General features: G+C 64.1%; 9 protein-coding genes. 2 read left to right on the forward strand and 7 right to left on the reverse strand.

The window, feature by feature from the left end:
• Position 1: 1 nt before the first annotated feature.
• Positions 2-700 (forward strand): DotU family type IV/VI secretion system protein, encoded by a 699-nt coding sequence (locus U5A57_RS10610; protein ID WP_321910613.1) that lies wholly within the window; start codon positions 2-4, stop codon positions 698-700.
• Positions 697-4,575 carry a type VI secretion protein IcmF/TssM N-terminal domain-containing protein gene (locus tag U5A57_RS10615; RefSeq protein ID WP_321910615.1) on the forward strand — a complete coding sequence of 1,293 codons (3,879 nt, stop codon included), beginning with the start codon at positions 697-699 and terminating at the stop codon, positions 4,573-4,575. The genes U5A57_RS10610 and U5A57_RS10615 overlap by 4 nt, the downstream gene beginning before the upstream one ends.
• Before the next feature lie 19 nt (positions 4,576-4,594).
• Here U5A57_RS10615 and tssA read toward each other — a convergent pair whose 3' ends face one another.
• From tssA to U5A57_RS10650, 7 genes are all read right to left on the reverse strand, one after another.
• Positions 4,595-6,181, reverse strand: a complete 1,587-nt coding sequence (gene tssA, locus U5A57_RS10620; protein ID WP_321910618.1) for a type VI secretion system protein TssA — start codon at positions 6,179-6,181, stop codon at positions 4,595-4,597.
• Between the two features lie 143 nt (positions 6,182-6,324).
• Positions 6,325-7,689: an MFS transporter gene (locus U5A57_RS10625; protein ID WP_321910620.1), complete on the reverse strand. Its 1,365-nt coding sequence runs from the start codon at positions 7,687-7,689 to the stop codon at positions 6,325-6,327.
• Positions 7,690-7,789: 100 nt separating this feature from the next.
• Positions 7,790-8,794, reverse strand: coding sequence for an AraC family transcriptional regulator (locus tag U5A57_RS10630; protein WP_321910621.1), 1,005 nt, complete (start codon positions 8,792-8,794; stop codon positions 7,790-7,792).
• A gap of 323 nt (positions 8,795-9,117) precedes the next feature.
• A complete protein-coding gene (locus tag U5A57_RS10635) occupies positions 9,118-11,343 on the reverse strand; it encodes an alkyl/aryl-sulfatase (protein WP_321910623.1) in 2,226 nt (741 codons plus the stop codon).
• Positions 11,261-11,746: a PaaI family thioesterase gene (locus tag U5A57_RS10640; RefSeq protein ID WP_321910625.1), complete on the reverse strand. Its 486-nt coding sequence runs from the start codon at positions 11,744-11,746 to the stop codon at positions 11,261-11,263. The genes U5A57_RS10635 and U5A57_RS10640 overlap by 83 nt, the downstream gene beginning before the upstream one ends.
• Positions 11,746-13,452, reverse strand: a complete 1,707-nt coding sequence (locus U5A57_RS10645; protein WP_321910627.1) for a GMC family oxidoreductase — start codon at positions 13,450-13,452, stop codon at positions 11,746-11,748. The genes U5A57_RS10640 and U5A57_RS10645 overlap by 1 nt, the downstream gene beginning before the upstream one ends.
• A gap of 273 nt (positions 13,453-13,725) precedes the next feature.
• A complete protein-coding gene (locus U5A57_RS10650; protein ID WP_321910628.1) occupies positions 13,726-16,551 on the reverse strand; it encodes a LuxR C-terminal-related transcriptional regulator in 2,826 nt (941 codons plus the stop codon).
• Positions 16,552-16,820: the final 269 nt, after the last annotated feature.

Raw genomic sequence — 16,820 nt, forward strand, 5'->3', positions numbered from 1 at the left:
CGTGAAACTCGCCGACATCTTCATCCCCCTTTTCGCGCAGATGCGTGCATTCGCGCTGTCGCCCTCGTGCGATGCCGAAAGCCTGACCGTGCGGCTCGATGGCGCGATCGCGTCGACGCGGCGCGGCGCGCACGACGCCGGTTTTCAGGAAACCGACATCGACGAGGCGCTGTTCGCCTTCAACGCGTGGGCCGACGAGCTACTGCTCACCACGCAGTGGGACGGCGCCGCGCAATGGCAGCGTCATCTGCTCCAGCGTCGCTACTCGGACGTGAGCAATGCCGGCGTCGTGTTCTACGAGCGACTCGCCAAGCTCACCCCTGCGCAGTTGCCGGTGCGCGAGGTGTTCTATCTGTGTCTCGCGCTGGGTTTTGGCGGCCGTTACGCCTACGACCGCAACCAGAAGACGCTCACCGACATTCGCCGCACCAATCTTGCGATGCTGCTGCCGGACGCCGATCTGCTCAGTGCGTCCGCGCGCGCATTTCTGTTTCCCGACGGCTATCCGCTCGCTGGCGTTGAGGGGGCGGCGCACGCGCAAACTGCGCGCACGCGTCTCGCCGCACGTTTTTCGCGCTTCTCGGGCCGCAAGCTGACCGCGTACCTCCTTCCGCTTTTCCTGCTGGCGTTGCTGTACGGCGTGTATCACACCGTCGTCGCGCAGTCCGCCGATACGCTTCTTGCGCAGATCCATCTATGAAACTGCTGGGCATCGCATTGCTGTGGTTGTTGACGCTGATCCTGCTGGCGCTCGCCAGCTGGGGCGTCGTCCTCTATTTCGGCTGGCCGCTGTGGGTCGCGCTTGCGATATTCGTCGGCGTATTCGCACTGTACTTTCTGGTGACCTACGTTCGCCGCATGATCGTGATGATGCGCTCGCGCAGCCGTCTCGCGGCCCAGGCGGCGGCTCTCAACAGCGAGGCGGCCGCTGCTTCCCCGGAAACGCTGCTGCGGCGCAAATGGAAAGCTGCCGTCGCCACGTTGCGGCAATCCAGTCTGCGCGGCCAGGGCGACCCGCTGTACGCGCTGCCGTGGTTCATGGTGATCGGTCAGTCTGGCACGGGCAAAACCACGGCCCTCACGCGTGCCCGTCTTGCGTCGCCGATCCAGAAGGTCAACCAGCAAGCCAGCATTGGCCAGACAGCCAACTGTGACTGGTGGTATTTCGACCGTGCCGTAGTGATCGATTGCGCCGGTCGCTACGTGCAGGCGGAGGACATCGAGCAGGATCGGCGCGAATGGGAGGTCGGCCTCGATCTGCTGGGGCGCTACCGGCCGCGTGAAGGGCTCGACGGGCTCGTGCTCGCGATCAGCGCGGACCGGTTGAACGCGCCGAATGCCGATACCTTTGCCGATGAAGGGCGCATCGTGCGCGCACGCATCGAGCAGCTGATCCGCATGTTCGGCAAGCGCTTTCCGGTCTACGTGCTCGTCACCAAATGCGATCGCCTTTATGGCTTCGAGGAGTGGGCGAAGTCTCTGCCCGCCGACGCGCTCAGTCAGGCGATGGGCTATCTCGCGACGGAGAGCGAGACGGGCGAAACCGCGTTCGTCACTCGCGCGTTCGACTCCATCGGTGCGCGTTTGCAGGCGCTGCGCCTGGCTTTGGTGTCGCGCGAGGCGAAGCCGTCACCCGAATTGCTGATGTTTCCGAGCGAACTGGAGCAATTGCGCAGCGGTCTGACGATGTTTCTCGGCACCTGTCTCGCCGACAGCCCTTATCTCGAGAGGCCGCTGTTGCGCGGCATCTTCTTCAGCAGCGGGCGACAGGAGGGCGGCGCAATGTCGGCGCTGTTGGGGGCGGCTCTGCCACCATCGCCATCGCACGAGGCCAGCACGGCAGGCGTCTTTCTGCACGATTTTTTCGGCCTCATCCTGCCGCAGGATCGTCACGCCGCCAAGCCGACCGTGCTCGTGCATCAGTGGCGGCGTGTCACGCAGCGCGTGGGCGTGGTCGCGTGGATGCTGCTGCTTGCGACGTTCGGGATTCTGATCTCGGTTTCCTACGCGGGTAACAAACAGACGCTCGATCTGCTCCGAAGCGCGCGGCCCGACAAAGTCGCCCTCAATGGAACCCTGTTTCACGATGCAGCCGCGCTGACGTATTCCGCCAACGTCTTGACGCAGGCCGAACAGAATGACCAGCGCTGGCTCTCGGGGCTGCTCGGCAACGGCGCCGGAGTCGCCGCTGTTCAAGCGCGTCTGCATGCCGTGTTCGTGCAGCAGTATCAGCAGGGGATTCAGTCCGCCACGGACCAGACGCAGGAGGCGACGCTGGCGGCGCTATCCGGTTTGGCGGGGCAAGCGGGGCAAGCCGTGCAATCGGCAGAGCAGGCGCAGCAGATCTTGAGCCTTGCCCGCTCGGTCGCCCTGCTGCAAGCGCGTATCGATGGTGCGGATCGGGCCGCGCTCGAAGCGATGCCGCAGCCTGGCGGCAGTTCGCTCTATCCTGCGCAGCTCAACGAGGAACTCGATTCGCTCAGGCTGTCCTACCTCGCCTGGTCGCCGAAGGATGCCGGCTATCTGCGCGAGCGCCTGAAGCAGCGGCGCGCACTTCTGAATCAGGCAGTCGCGGCCGACCCTCAGCTGACCTGGCTCGTCGGGCTCGTGCCGGACGGGGGCGAGCTGGCGCCAGTGCGCGCGGCGGAGTTCTGGGGGGGCGACGCCCAGCCCGTGAACGCGCTGTACGGTCCTGGCCAGCACACGGTAACGGGCGGCGTAATTGGCGCTGGCGGTACGAGCAGCGCAAGCGTGCCCGAAGCCGCGGTGCCCGCGGCCTTTACCCTCGCGGGCCGTAGAGCGCTTGACGAACTTGCGGCGCAGATTCGCGCGGCCATTAGCGACCCGGCGCAATTCGACAGACAGCGCGCGGCGTTCGACGGCTGGTATCGCACGCAGCGCGTGATCGCGTGGCGGAACTTCGTCGAAGCGTTTTCGGACAATCCTGGCGGCTACATGGGCGAGGCCGACTGGCGCGCCGCGCTCGGCACGGTGAGCGGGCCTGCGAGTCCGTATTTCCGCCTCATCGCGCGACTCGACGAGGAATTTGCCGGTGAGGACGCTTCTGCGCCGCTGCCCGGCTGGCTGGCTCTCGCACGGCAATTCCAGCAACTGCGCGAGCAGGCGACGCGCGTCGGCGCGGCCAACCACATGGTCAGGGTGGCTGGCGCCATCAACGCGGTCGGCGGTTCGGCGATCAAGGACGTGCTCGCCGGTGCTCCCATGCGCGGTAGCCAGGCGGTGGCCAACAACCTCGGTGCAGTCGATGCGCTGGCCAACTACTTCGCAAACCTGAACAAGCTCGCCATCGACAGCGGCGTGGGCAGCGGCAAGGACTACCAGCTTGCGGCCGATTTCCATCAGTTCGCCGTCAGTCCGCAAGCACAGCCGTCGGAGATGATCAGTGTCTTGCAATCGTTTACGCAGCTTCACTCGCTCGCGGGCGCGGGCGCGGGTGATGGCGATGGCTCTGACGCGCTGACCTGGCGACTGATCCGCGGGCCGTTCGATTTCCTCGCGGCTTATATCGAGCGGCAGGCATCGTGCGAACTGCAGCACAGCTGGGAGTCGAGCGTCGTGTTTCCGTTGCAGGGCGCCACTGACGAGAGCGCGGCGAACGATCAGCTGTTCGGTGCGAAAGGTGCGGTCTGGGCATTTGCCGAGGGGCCGGCCAAGCCGTTCCTCACGCGCAACGCGAGCCGCTATGACGTCGTGCAGACGCAAGGGCTCAGTGTGCCGTTCACGACGGCATTCGTCTCGACGCTCAACGGCGCGTACGCACGCCAGGCCGCGCAGCAGCGGTCGGCCGCGCGCAGCGCTGCGGACAAACAGGCGCAGCAACTTCAGGCGCAGCGCGCCCAACTGGACGCGCAGGCGTCACTCGACCAGCTCGACCGGGCACTTGCGACAGCGAAACAACAGGCTGACGCGGCGCGTGCGTTGACGGTGCCGCTCACGCTCACCGCGCAGCCGACGAACGTCAATGCCGACGCGCAGGCGAAGCCGTACGCGACGATCCTTACCGTGCAATGTGCGTCGGGCCAACAGACACTGAATAACTTCAATTTCCCGGTCAGCACGAGCTTCGCGTGGACGGCTGGGCAGTGCGGCGACACACGCCTGCAGATCAAGATCGGCAACCTGACCTTGACCCGCAGCTATGCGGGGCCGCTTGGCGTCGCGCTATTCCTGCAAGATTTCGCGAACGGCCAGCATCAGTTCGGACCTGGCGATTTTCCGGCGAGTGAAAGCGCGCTCAAGACGCTCAACGTGCAGTCGCTGAGGGTGAGCTTTGCAGTGACAGGTGGGGACCAGGTGAGCGACGCCGCCCAGAAGATCGAGCGCTACGAGGCTCTGCTGAAGACCACGGCGCAGCAAAAGCAGCAGATTCAGGACGCGCTGCTGCAGCGTCAGCAACTCAATATCGCGGATCAGCTCGCCGCGACGAATCCGCCGCTTCCCGCGAACCTGCCGACGGTGGCTGGCAATCCGGTAAGTTTGGCGGAGTTGGGGTTGCCGAAGACGATCGGTGCTTGCTGGAGCGCCCAGGCGCCCCAGATGACGACCGGCTTCTGAGCCGGTCGAGCCCGGCTGGTCAGGTAATCAGGCGCACCGCGATGGCGGCATTCAGCGGTGCGATGCGCGCGAGCAGGGCCGCCGTCTCCGCTTCGTTCTGCTCGTTGCGGCTGAGGATCGCATAGGCGGCGCGCAGTGCGTCGGCGGTGAGCTCCGGTTCCCACGCCGCCGCGCCGTAGCGATCGATTTCCTCCACGAGCGCGCGAGCGAACGCATCAAGCCGCGCGCCCGGGCGGTTCTCCAGCAGCAGGTCGCACAACGCCGTACGTAGCCGCAGGCGAGTGCCGACTGCCGTGCTCTGGGCAATCCCGTCTTGCAGGCATTGCGAGGCGGCGTGCAGATCGTTGTCAGCGGCGAGCGCACGCGCGCGCGCAAGCACTGCGGCGAGCGGGTCCGGCGCGGCGGCCGTCTGCGTTTCTCCTGCCGACGATGTGAGCGTGCCCAGCCACTCCACGGTGTCGGCATTGGCGAATGGCACCCCGTTGGCGAATTTCAGACGCTCGATGCCTTCCATGCGGGCGACGAACTTCGCGGTCTCATTGCAAACTTCGCGGTGCGCGCTATGCCAGGCGTCACCGAGTTGCGCGAGTGCCATTGCCGCCGCGTGATTCAGATCGAGCCAGAATGGGTATTGCAGAATCTGTGTCTCGGCAAATGCAACGATGTCCGCATACGCCGCGCGCGACAGCAGCCCACGCAGCGCATCCTGCAATGGTGCAATCGGGCCGGCAAGCTGAGTCTCCGAACCGTTGGCGGCCGGCGCACGCTCGATGCCCGTCCAAGCGGCGACGCGCCGTAGCCGGAAGCCAGGTGCGCTAGAAGGTTGGTTCTGCGCGTACCATGAGCCGATAGTCGCAAGGCGATCGAGTGCTTCGTCGATCGCACGGCTTGCACTGTCGATTGAATCGACGGCGAGTGGCGTGAGCGCTCCGGCCTGCAACGCGGGCGCAGGCGCGGCCGCTGGTGCGGCCAAAGGCGTGGGGGCAGGCTTGTACTCAGGCTCGGGTGCCGGTGGCGGCGCAGCGGCGACGATCGGTTGCGGCGCCACAGGCTCTTCCACGGCAACCTGCATGGTGTCCACGAGTGCGCGCAGCGGCTGCATCGACGGCGCGTCGTCGTCCTTTTCGGCTAGCACGCGGTCGATACTCGCGAGCGCAGTGCGCACGTCATCGAGCAGGGCGGGATTCTGCGGCGGCCAGCTCGACCAGTCGCGTTCCGCACCGTCGGCCTTCACCCGGTCGATCAGCCATTGCATGGCGTTGCGCCTCGCACGCATGCGTTGCAACGGCGGATACAGTTCGTCCCAGTAGGTCTGCAGCAGGTCGGCCACCACCTGCACGCCGTCCGCGAAACCCGTCAGGCCTTGGGTCTTGAGCAGGCTGGTCGCCAGATAGGACGCGACGAGCACGTCTTTGCCCTTGTTCGCCAGCAGCGTTGTGGACAGGTCGCTCACGCGGTTCCAGTCGACGCTGCTCGTTGCGGAGGGATTCGAGAGTTTGCCGATTTCGTTCTGCAGCAACTCGAACTCGGGTTCGTCGCGGACATCACTGCCGCACGGTTGCGCGGGAGTGACAGGCAGTTTGCCGAGGCTGGAAAGACTGGACATTGGGTCAGATATCGTTATTGTTCGGGGGCACAGGGCGGCTTACGCCAGAGCCGTTCACCTTTGCCGCCACTATGGCGGGATTTTCCCAGCTAGAGCGCGCAATGCGCCGATGGGACGCGTGACAGCCCAACACTCAAACGTCGTCAATGGGTTTTCATGGCCATTTCCCGGTCTCGCTCGGGGAAGAACAAGAGTGCAATAAAACTAACAAGGCATGCAGGCGCGGCATACCAGGCGGCCGCCATGGGATTGCCGGTCCACTTGATCAATGAAGTGATGATCAGTTGAACTGTGCCTCCGAACAGTGCCACCCCGAATGCGTATGAAATTGAAAAGCCGCTGGCACGCACCTGGACCGGAAAGGATTCCAGGACCAACACACTGCCCACGCTGCTCAACGGTGCGACAAACACGCTGATTAGCGCCACACCGGCCAGCACCGTGGTTAAGTCATGTGCATGGGTGATGATATGGAATACAGGGAAAATGAGAAGGGTGGTCGCGCCAGCTGCACACAGCAATAAGGGTTTGCGATTCTGAAGTCTGTCAGCCAGCAGACCGGTAAGCGGGGCGAATAGCATAAACACGAGACCAAAAACGACCGAGGCAAGAAACCCGGCGATAGCTGGCCAATGCATCACATGTGTCAGGTAACTCGGCATATAAAAGGCAATCGCGTAAGCCGGTATCGTGCGGCCAGCGATCATGAGCGTTGCCAAAGCGAGTGTCTTTCCATGGCTCCTGGAGAGTTCCGCGAGAGGAACCAGCTTGCGATTCGGCGATGCCCGACCAACCATGTCGTCGGGTAGCCGCCGCCGGACATAAAAGCCGAACGGAACGATTAGCAGGCCAATCAGGAAAGGGACGCGCCAACCCCACGCGGCCAGATTCGCGGCAGACAGGCTGCTGGACATGACGACGCCTAGCGACGCCCCCAGGATTGCCGAGCTCGCCTGGCCGACCAGTTGCCAGCTCACCAGATAATTGCGCCGCCCGAACGGGCTCGCTTCCATGACATAAGACGCCGCGCTGCCGACTTCACCCCCAGCGGCGAGCCCTTGAACCAGACGGCTCAACAGCATGATGACGGGTGCCACGATGCCGACTTGTGAATAACTCGGGCAAGCTGCAATCGCCGCCGTGCCTGCCGCCATTAGCCAGATGGTCAAGGTCATGGCGGCCCGGCGGCCGGAACGGTCGGCGTAGGCGCCGATGACGATCGAGCCGAGGGGGCGAAACAAAAAGCCGACTCCGAATGTGCCGACTGCCATCAACAGGGAGGACATCGAATTCGTTGATGGAAAGATTTGACCGCCGATCCAGCCCGCGAAGAGCCCAAAGGCAGTGAAATTGAAGATTTCGAGGCAACTGACAAAGGATGTCGCGATGACGACCCTCACAAGGCGACGAGAGGCGAGGGCTGGTGAAGGCAAATGGCTGGTCATTCTGGAAAGGGGATCAACTGATTTCGGCTTTTCGGGCGTCGAAGCATGATTTGCGAGCCACACCGGGAACGGGTTCTCCGACGAGGGCTATCGTTGCGTTTCGCGTACTTGAAAGCGGGGAAGCAGCAGCAGGTGGAACTGGCGTTCGACTTGACCGGCATGCTCAAGCCGCTTTGTTCAGGGAAGCCTCCCGAAAATCGCGCGGAGCCATGTCAAAAGCGCGTCGAAAAGCGCGCGTGAAGTCGGAGGAACTGGTAAAGCCGAGCCCAAAAGCGATTTCCGTCACCGAAAGATGCTGGCAGCGGGCGAGTTCCTCTGCCGCCTGCTTCAGTCGAAGGTGCCGGATATAAGCGTTCAGTCCACCCTCGTGCTGGAACAGTCGGTACACGCTCGGTCGTGCAAGCTGCAATGCTTGCACCACGCTTTCGGGGGACAGTGCGTCGCTGCGAAGATTCGCCTGAATGTACCTGCGCACACGACCAAACATCGCCGCCCGCACTGCCGATCTCGCGTTTCCGGTTAATCCAGCGTCTTTGCCAAAGGCGGTGACCAGAAGTTCGGCGCCAGCAAGAATGGCACTTCTCGCTGCGCTCGGGTCCATGAACGGGATTTCCCTGCTTAGCGTGGCTGCGTGCTCGACGACCAGTTGGGTGAAGGGCGTTTCATTGCGCATCATCCGTCCGTGGACAGCCTCGGGATCGGGAAAGATCTTCGCCGTGAGCGTGCCCGGCACGAAAAACGAGAGCACATGACAGGTATTTCTGCGCATTCGCACCGGTTGGCCCAGGTCAAGCGCGAGGAACGTTGCTCGAGTGGCCGCTCCAGTGCGCGCAGATGGGCGTGCCGTCACGTTGTCCACGTCTCCTTCCAGAAAAACATGGAACATGAAATCTCGCTTGTTGTCGGTCGAGATACGCGCCAGTGAGCGCTCGAGAATCATCGTCTCGGAGCGGCAGTCGGTGAATGAAAGGTCGTCGCCGACGCCGTATCGGTCAATGGATGCGCGGAATGGCATCTTGACATCGGATCGGGAGGGGAGAACGTCGATGACGTGGCTGACCCTTTCCCGCCAGGCAAGCAATTGGCGGCTGGGAGGGAGCGACATGACATCGAAATGGCTATGTGCAATACCACTCGAAGGCAATTCCGGCGGCACGTTGTTGGTCAATGTAGTTTACGAATCTATTATTACAATTCCAATCGCTTGGTCCCCATAATCACCGATGGGAATTGTTAACTAATCATACCAGACCGCCTTGCGGCGACAGCGCATGTCCCGGTGGCTCGTACCGGGATGCACACGGCGCCTCCCTTCGGAAGACACGGATGGACGGCAACCTGACGACGGCATCTGAATTGCCTTGGACGGCTTCGAGCGAAGATCAGGGCGCGCTGTGCACTTCAATGCGACAAAAATTGATTGTCAAACCGCGGAGTTAATTCCTGAACTCCGCAGCGCCCCATATCGGCCAGAACTCGCACGAAAGCGAATCAAGGCTCGACAACATTGAACTGCCCGCTAAACGTGTCCAGCGATCCAAGAAGCGAATGAAACACGCTGGCGTCGCCGTTGATCGTCAGTTGGCCTTGCCCGATCGCTTCGGCGAAATTCGTCTCTCCCAGCAGGATGCGGTCGAGCGTTTGCCGCGACATCGACACTTGAGCCTGCACCTGGCGCGTATCGGTCGAGGTCGCGCCTGAACAGGTCAGTGCTCCGTGCTGAACGTTCAGCGTATAGCGCCGGCCCGTGTCCGTGAAATGCCAGTCGATGCGGGCATGCATCGTCTGCACCTTCAACCCGTCCAGGCGGATCGCCAGATAGTCGAAGAACATCGCGTCGGTCATCGCGCGAACCATGTCGGCGCTTCGCGAACCATAGGCCTTGTCGCGCGGGTTCCCTTCACGCAATTCGCGCGCGCCGAGCAGAAAGGCGTTGCGCCATGTCGCGGATTCCGCCTGAAAGCCCATTTGTTCGAGCGCTGCCGCGCCAAGCTCCCGCGCTTCGCGTAACGTTGGCTGCGCGAACACGAGATGATTCATGACCTGCGCCACCCAGCGATACTCTCCGCGCTCGAAGTCGCGGCGCGCCCGTTCCAGCATCGCATCGGCGCCGCCCATGTATTCGACGTAACGCGCACTGGCCATTTCGGGCGGCAGCGAATTGAGGTTGCTCGGATTGCCGTCATACCAGCTCAGGTAGTGCTGGTAAATCGCCTTGACGTTGTGCGAGACGGTGCCGTAATAGCCATGCGCGTGCCACTGCGCGGCGAGGCTGTCGGGCAAGCGCATATGCTCCGCGATTTCAGACGCGGTGAAGCCATGATTCATCAGGCGCACCGTCTGATCGTGCAGGTACTTGTACAGGTCGCGCTGCTGCTCGATGAACGCGCTCAAGCGTGCGTTGCCCCAGGTCGGCCAGTGGTGCTGGGCGAACACGACGTCGGCCTGCGGAGCATAGCGTTCGAGCGCCTGGGCCAGATAGTGCGACCAGAGCTTTGCATTGCGCACCTGTGCGCCGCGAAGCGGGCAGAGATTATGCAGCGTGCGTGTGCCGTTTTCCGCGAGATTCAGCGCGCGAAACTGCGGAAAGAAGAAGTGCATCTCCGCGGGCGCTTCGCTCTCCGGCGTCAGCTGAAAAACGATCTCCACGCCGTCGACCACATGTGTCTCGCTTTGCTCGCGGATCAACATCGTCGGTGCGATGAGCGTGAGTGTCCCCCGCGGGATGTTCTTGCCGAGGCCCGAATCGATCTGGCAGCAGGCGCTTTTCGCCAGCGTATGGCCGAACTGGAACTGGGCGCGTCGCGCCATCGCCGTGCCGACCATGATCTGTTCGGAGACGGTCTCTTCCATGAAGCCATCTGGCGCGATGATGGCCACCTTGCCGGCCTTCACATCCGCCTCGTCGACGACGCCCTTCACGCCGCCGAAGTGGTCCGTATGACTGTGACTGTAAATGACGGCGACGACGGGCTTTGCGGGACGGTGTGCGAGGTAGAGGTCGAGCGCGGCGTGCGCGGTTTCCTTGCAGGTGAGCGGGTCGATAATGATCAGGCCCGTGTCGCCTTCGATGATCGTCATGTTCGCAAGATCGAAGCCGCGCACCTGGTAGATGCGCGAGGTCACTTCGAACAGGCCGTGATACCGGTTCAGTCTCGCTTGCCGCCAAAGCGATGGATGCGCTGTCGACGGCGCATCCGTCGCGTCGAGAAAGCCGTAGTCGGCAAGACTCCAGACGAGGCGGCCATAGGCGTCACGCACTTCGGCGTCGGGTATCGTCCCGATGAAGCCGCGTGTGGCTTCTGCTTCATCGAGGCCATCTTCGTGCGGCAATTCAGCAAGCGCTTTCTGGTGGGCGAGAAGGGTGGCTGCAGTTGCCGCACCGCGCGGGAGCGTATCGGGCGCGCAGTCGGATTGCGGGGCGTTGGAGAGGGTTTGCATGTCGGTATCGCGAGGCATGGAGCGAGGAGGCAGCGAGCGGTCGCGACGCGCCTTCCGCTGGGTTGAATGAGTTGACGGTGCGCTGCCAGTTAGGCATGCCAGGGGGCACAGAGCGCTCGCGGTCGCAATTGCGCCAGGTAGTGCGGCATGGGCGACCCGTCTCCTGTGTGTCTGTGCTTTTCGCGCGGTGGTATCAGGCGTCTGTAGAAGCCAGCGCCGCCTGATGCGGCGCGCCCATATAGAAGACGCCGTTCGCGTGCAAGATGGTGCGGCCATTGGCGGTCGCGACACATGTGGCGTTCGTGAGCCGTCTGCCTGCCTTCACCAGGGTAACGTGCGCTTCGAGCCAGGTGCCGGGCCGTACCGCAGCGATGTAGTCGACGCCGAGGTGAACGGTCGGCGTCGCCATGCAGTTTGTCTCGCGGCGAATAATGGCGCCGAACGCCGTGTCGGCGAACGTCGCGAGGAATCCGCCGTGGGCGATGCCGAGCACGTTGAGGTGTTCAGGCTGCACCCGCACCGCCAGAACCGGCCGCTCGCGGTGCAGAAAAAATCCGCCGCAGGAGGGAATAAAGCCCGTCGACACGCGCAGCGGTTCGAAGCCCTCCGGTACGGAACAGGACAATGTGTCGGCGCGCGCGGGCGTTGCGAGCGAGCCCGACGTAAGCAGCGTGGTCATCAAAAATGCTCCGGATCGGGGAGGGTTAGCGCGGCTTGCGCGAGTGCGTTGACGTTCGCGGCGACTGGCGGCGCTTTGCCGAGCATCAGATCGGCGGCTTTCTCCGCGATCATGATGGTGGGCGCGTTCGTGTTGCCGCTCACGAGCGTCGGCATGATCGACGCGTCGACGACGCGCAAACCCGCCACGCCGCGCACGCGCAACTGCGTATCGACCACGGATTCCGGATCGTTGCCCATCCGGCACGTGCCGACGGGATGGAATGCGGTCTCGGCGCGCGAACGGATCAGCGCGCGGATTGCCTCGTCGCCGCTGTCGTTTGCATGCAGCCAGGCGTCGACCGGATCGCCGCCAAAGCGCCGCAGCGCGGGCTGATCGAGAATCTCTTTGAGCAGACGCACGCCGCGCACGAGCGTATCCATGTCGCGCTCGTCGGTGAGCATGTTCAGGTCGATCACCGGCGCCTCGCGGCAGTCGCCCGAGCGCAGCGTCACCTGGCCGCGGCTATGAGGGCGCAGCAGGCAGACGTGTGCGGAGTAGCCATGGCCGAATTTCATCGGCACGGTGATGGCTGCGTTGGCAAAGTGGACCTGCAGATCGGGCTCCGCCAAGTCGGGACGACTCTTGAAGAAGCCACCCGCTTCGGCGACATTGCTCGTTAGCATGCCTGATCGTTCTCGACGGTAACGCCTGAACTCCTGCCACATACGCAGGCCGCCGCGAAGCGAAACACCGAGCAGATCGCGGCTCGGCACGTTGCGTTGCACGAGCAGCACGTCGGCGTGTTCCTGGAGATTCTGCCCGACGGCAGGCGCGTCGCGAACCACATCGATGCCGAGTTCCCGAAGATGCGCCGCAGGCCCGATGCCGGAGGCCATCAGCAGTTGAGGTGTGCCGATCGATCCCGCGCTCAGCACTACTTCGCGGCGTGCCGTGAGCCGCACTTCCTGACCGTCGCGCAAGATGATGACACCCGTCGCGCGACCGTCCTCGACCAGAACACGCATGACCTGCGTATCGATCAGCACGTTCAGGTTTGGCCAGCGGCTGTTTCCGGTTGCGGTGTTGCTGGTTTCGCCGCGATGAAGATACGCGCGCGCCGCGTTCCAGCGTTCGCCGTCGCGCTGCGTGACCTGGTAATAGCCAGCGCCCAGTTGCGTCGCGCCGTTGAAATCGGAGTTGTAGGGGTGCCCAGCCGCGAGCGCCGCTTCGATGAAGTAGCGCGAGAATGGCCCCGGCGAGCGCAGGTCGACCACCGACAGCGGGCCCGCGCCGCCATGCAGCTCGTCTTCGCTATGGCCGGCTAGGCGCTCGTTGCATTCGGCCCGCTTGAAGTAGGGCAGCACGTCTTGCCACGCCCATCCGCTGCAGCCTTGCGCGGCCCACGAGTCGTAGTCGGCGGCATTGCCGCGGACATACACCATGGCATTGATCGACGAACTGCCGCCGAGGCCCCGGCCCCGCGGCACGCGCACCTGGCGGCCGTCGAAATGCGGCTGCGGCGGTGTGCGGAAGCCGTAATTGAATGGCCCGCGCTTCGGCGCCGTCAACGCGAAGCCGAGCGGCGTGGTGACTTTCGGATGGTGGTCGTGCGTACCGGCTTCCAGCAGTGCAACCGTGTGCGTCGAGCCTTGTGCGAGGCGGCCAGCGATCGCGCAGCCAGCCGAGCCGCCGCCGATCACGATGTAGTCGTAACTAGTGTCCATTCAGCTTCCGCAACGTTGAGCGTGCCGCAACGCACGATTGAGTGAGGCGCCGTTGCGCCCCGTAGGGCGATGAACAAGTAGACCATCGCCCTGCGTGCGCTGGGCCCACCCGAAAAACAGGGGGCTTTGGCGCGCGTGCGGGTGCGAGTGGTTGTTGCGGGAGGGAGGCGTTGTCGGCCGCGCGGCGGCCGGATGGGTTTGCGCTTTCGGAGGACGCCGTAGCCGGAGCCGTATCACCGGCAGCGCGCAAGTCGGGGTGTCAGCTTCGCCGGGTCACTCTTGCGGCTTCGCGCGCACGAGACCGGGCCCTGAACCCCACTGAATATCGCGAATGCGGTCGAGCGCCTCGTCCCGCCCGCAAACGCCGAGCTTGCCGTAGATGTTCGCGAGGTGCCATTTCACCGTTTCGGGCGAGAGGCCGAGCGTGCGAGCGATCTTCTTGGCCGTGAAGCCTTCTGCGAGCAGGCGCACGACATCCGTCTCGCGCTGGCTCAGCTTCGCGATGCTCGACGACTGCGCGCTTGCGTTGGGCACGGGTTGCTCGCGCGTCGCGCCTTGCGCGGCTCGCGCTTCCAGCCGCTCGACATAGAACGCCACGACGGGATCGTCCGCGCTTTCCTGATTCACGGCGACGATCAGGGCCAGCGCGTCGGGCGCCGCTTCGATCAGCGTGCGGTAGAGCCCCAGACGGTGGCCGCGTTGCAGCGCGTCCAGCGTGTCGACACGCGCGGCGGGGTGCCTTCCCAGTCTCGCGAGCGTGACGGCGCGCTGCATCAACAGGCTGACCAGTTCGCGCTGGCGGCCGTGCGTTTTGCAATAGTCGATTAGCGGGGCGAGCTGCTGCGTGGCGTGTTCGAGGTCGCCCGTCGTGAGGCACCGTTGAATCTTCGCGTTTTGCGCGACGAAATGAATTTCGCTGAACGCAGGATGTGCGTTGCCATGGTGGGCCGCCTCGAGCGCGCCGAGGCGCTCGAGCGCCGCCAGTGCCGCGTTGGATTCGCCAATTGCGAGCCGGCAACTGGCCTGAGCGGCCAGGCTGTGCGCGATCAGACGATCGAGTCCGAGTTGGGTGGCGTATTCTTCGAGCCGTTCCAGATAGCCAAGCGCGTCGAGCCGGTGGCCGCTTCCCCAGTGCGCGGCGGCGAGCGTCATCATGACGCGCAACACGGCATCGGGAAGCGAAACGCGTTCGAGCATATCCACGCGCTGTTCGAGCAGGTCGCGCGCGGCTCGATATTCGTTGCGTTCGACGAGTATTTCGCCAAGCAGCGCGGCAGCGAGGTTTGCCGACTCGTAACAGGCTTTCCCCCTGAGTTCCGCGTCGCGCAGCACGGAGCGGTAGATGGGTTCGGCCTGCGCGAAGTCGCCTTCGTATGCATAGGTCAGGCCTACGAAGCAGCGTCCGAACAGTGAGCCGGCGATGCTGCCTATGAGCGGCGCACCTTCGACCGTTGCCACGGGTGTATCGAACTGCACATCGCGGGCGCGTTGATATTCGCCACGTTGCAAATAGAGCCACGTGAACACGTGCCGCGCCATCGTTGCGATGACCTTTTCAGCGGACTCCGGCATCGCCTTGAGCGCTGCTTCGAGCGCCTGCACTGCGTGTACGTCGTCGCGATGTATTTCGAGCCCGGCGCGCAGCACGGTCGCCGAGAATCGCGCCCGCGCATTGCCGGGCGGCAGCGCGGCGTCCAGCGCGTCGAGCGTGGCGGCGCACGCGTCGAATTCCCGCCAGTAGATTTGCACGTGCGCCATCCACGTGCGCAGCGGCAGACTGGCCTGCACGTACTCGGCTGGCAATTCGCGCATCAGGCGCATCAATTTCGCGCGGTCGCCGCAGAGGAACAAAGTCTGCGCGCATTGCTCGAGCATGGCTGCGGCACGCGCTGGCTCGCCGGCGCTCAGCGCGTGGCGAATCGCTTCGTCGAGGTGGCCGTGCTCGTGGAACCACTGGGACGCCTTCGCGTGGACTTCGTGCCGCGCGGCTTCGTCCCAGCCGTTGAAGCGCTCGGTCAGCGAGTCGCGCAGCAGTGGGTGCAGCGCGTACCACGTTTCCCATTCGCTGCGATCGACCGTCGATACGAACAGGTTGTCGGCTTCCAGGCGCTCGAGGGTTTCGTTGACGTTTGCGCCCGCATTCGTTTCGTGGAGCAACGCGGCGCACAGCGAGGCACAAAAGCGGTTGCAGGCGCTGGCGCGAATCAGAAGACCCAGATCCTGGGGGGCGAGACGGTCGAGCACTTCCTCGTCGAAGTACTGGGCGAATGCGCGCGTGTCGCGCAACTGGTTGTGGAAGAACTTGCTCGTGGCGCCGGGCTTCGGTGCACCGCGGCGCCGACGCTTCCACGCGACGGAAAACAACTGGAGCCCCGCGGCCCAGCCGTCGGTCAGTTCGTGCAGGTGCCGCGCGCTCGCGTCGTCAATCGAGCCGAGTTGCCGGTTGAGAAAGAGCACGGACTCTTCTTCTGAAAATCGCAGATCGGCGGGGCCGAATTCGACGACCTGGGCTTCGACACGCAGGCGGTCGAGCGAAACGGGCACGGACGAGCGGGAGGCCAGGACGAGATGCAGGTTGTCCGGCGCGTATTCCAGCAACCACTGCAATGCAGTGTGTATCGCGCGGTCCTTCACGTAGTGAAGATCGTCGAGCACGAGCACGAGTTCGCGTTTATGCCGCGCGATACCGCGCACGAGCGCGATGACGGCACGTTCCGCCGCGGCTTCGCTGTCGCCCGTTTCTTCGAGTTCTTCCGCTTCGAGCGTCATCGTGGGCGAGACAGCAGCGATGCTCTTCGTCACATAGCGCAGCCAGACAGGCAGGCTGTCGTCCTCCGGCGCGAGAGACAGCCATGCCACGTCGTAGCCGAGCGGCATGAGCGAGCGGCACCAGGCGGCGAGCGTGGTCGTCTTGCCGTAGCCGGCGGGCCCCTGAAGCACGAAGCAGCGCTGACGGCGCGCTTCGGTCAGCCTTTTGAGCATCGACTCGCGCGTGACGACACCGCGCACGATACGCGGCGGCACGAGCTTCGTGTCGATGACGGATTTGAGCGGCGCGTCGTTTGCGGCAGACCAGGCGCCAGGTGGACTCTCAGGCATGCGCGAGGGGCGCCGGTCGTCGCGGCGCGGGTCATTCTGAGAAAGCAAATCTAGCATATCCGGACAGCTTTGAAGACCAGGCTTCGCGCGGCCTGGGTGAAGGCGCGGGTCGCGTGCGAGGTCCCGGGGCGGGCGTGCGAACGCGGCGGGACGGGCCTTGCGGACGGTCGTTGCGAGCGGCGGAGCGCCTGCGTGACCGGCCCGAATAATCGGCGCCGCCGTTTCCGAGAATAGGCCGGCTAGCGGTGCGCAAACACCACCGCTTTTTG

Source organism: Paraburkholderia sp. J11-2 (assembly GCF_905220185.1).
GTDB lineage: Bacteria > Pseudomonadota > Gammaproteobacteria > Burkholderiales > Burkholderiaceae > Paraburkholderia.

Bases quoted from the DNA above. Each gene is read 5' to 3' on its own strand.
- tssA (WP_321910618.1), bottom strand. From the start codon at position 6,181: ATGTCCAGTCTTTCCAGCCTCGGCAAACTGCCTGTCACTCCCGCGCAA.
- U5A57_RS10635 (WP_321910623.1), bottom strand. From the start codon at position 11,343: ATGGCCGCACCATCTTGCACGCGAACGGCGTCTTCTATATGGGCGCGC.
- U5A57_RS10650 (WP_321910628.1), bottom strand. From the start codon at position 16,551: ATGCCTGAGAGTCCACCTGGCGCCTGGTCTGCCGCAAACGACGCGCCG.
- U5A57_RS10615 (WP_321910615.1), top strand. From the start codon at position 697: ATGAAACTGCTGGGCATCGCATTGCTGTGGTTGTTGACGCTGATCCTG.
- U5A57_RS10645 (WP_321910627.1), bottom strand. From the start codon at position 13,452: ATGGACACTAGTTACGACTACATCGTGATCGGCGGCGGCTCGGCTGGC.
- U5A57_RS10640 (WP_321910625.1), bottom strand. From the start codon at position 11,746: ATGACCACGCTGCTTACGTCGGGCTCGCTCGCAACGCCCGCGCGCGCC.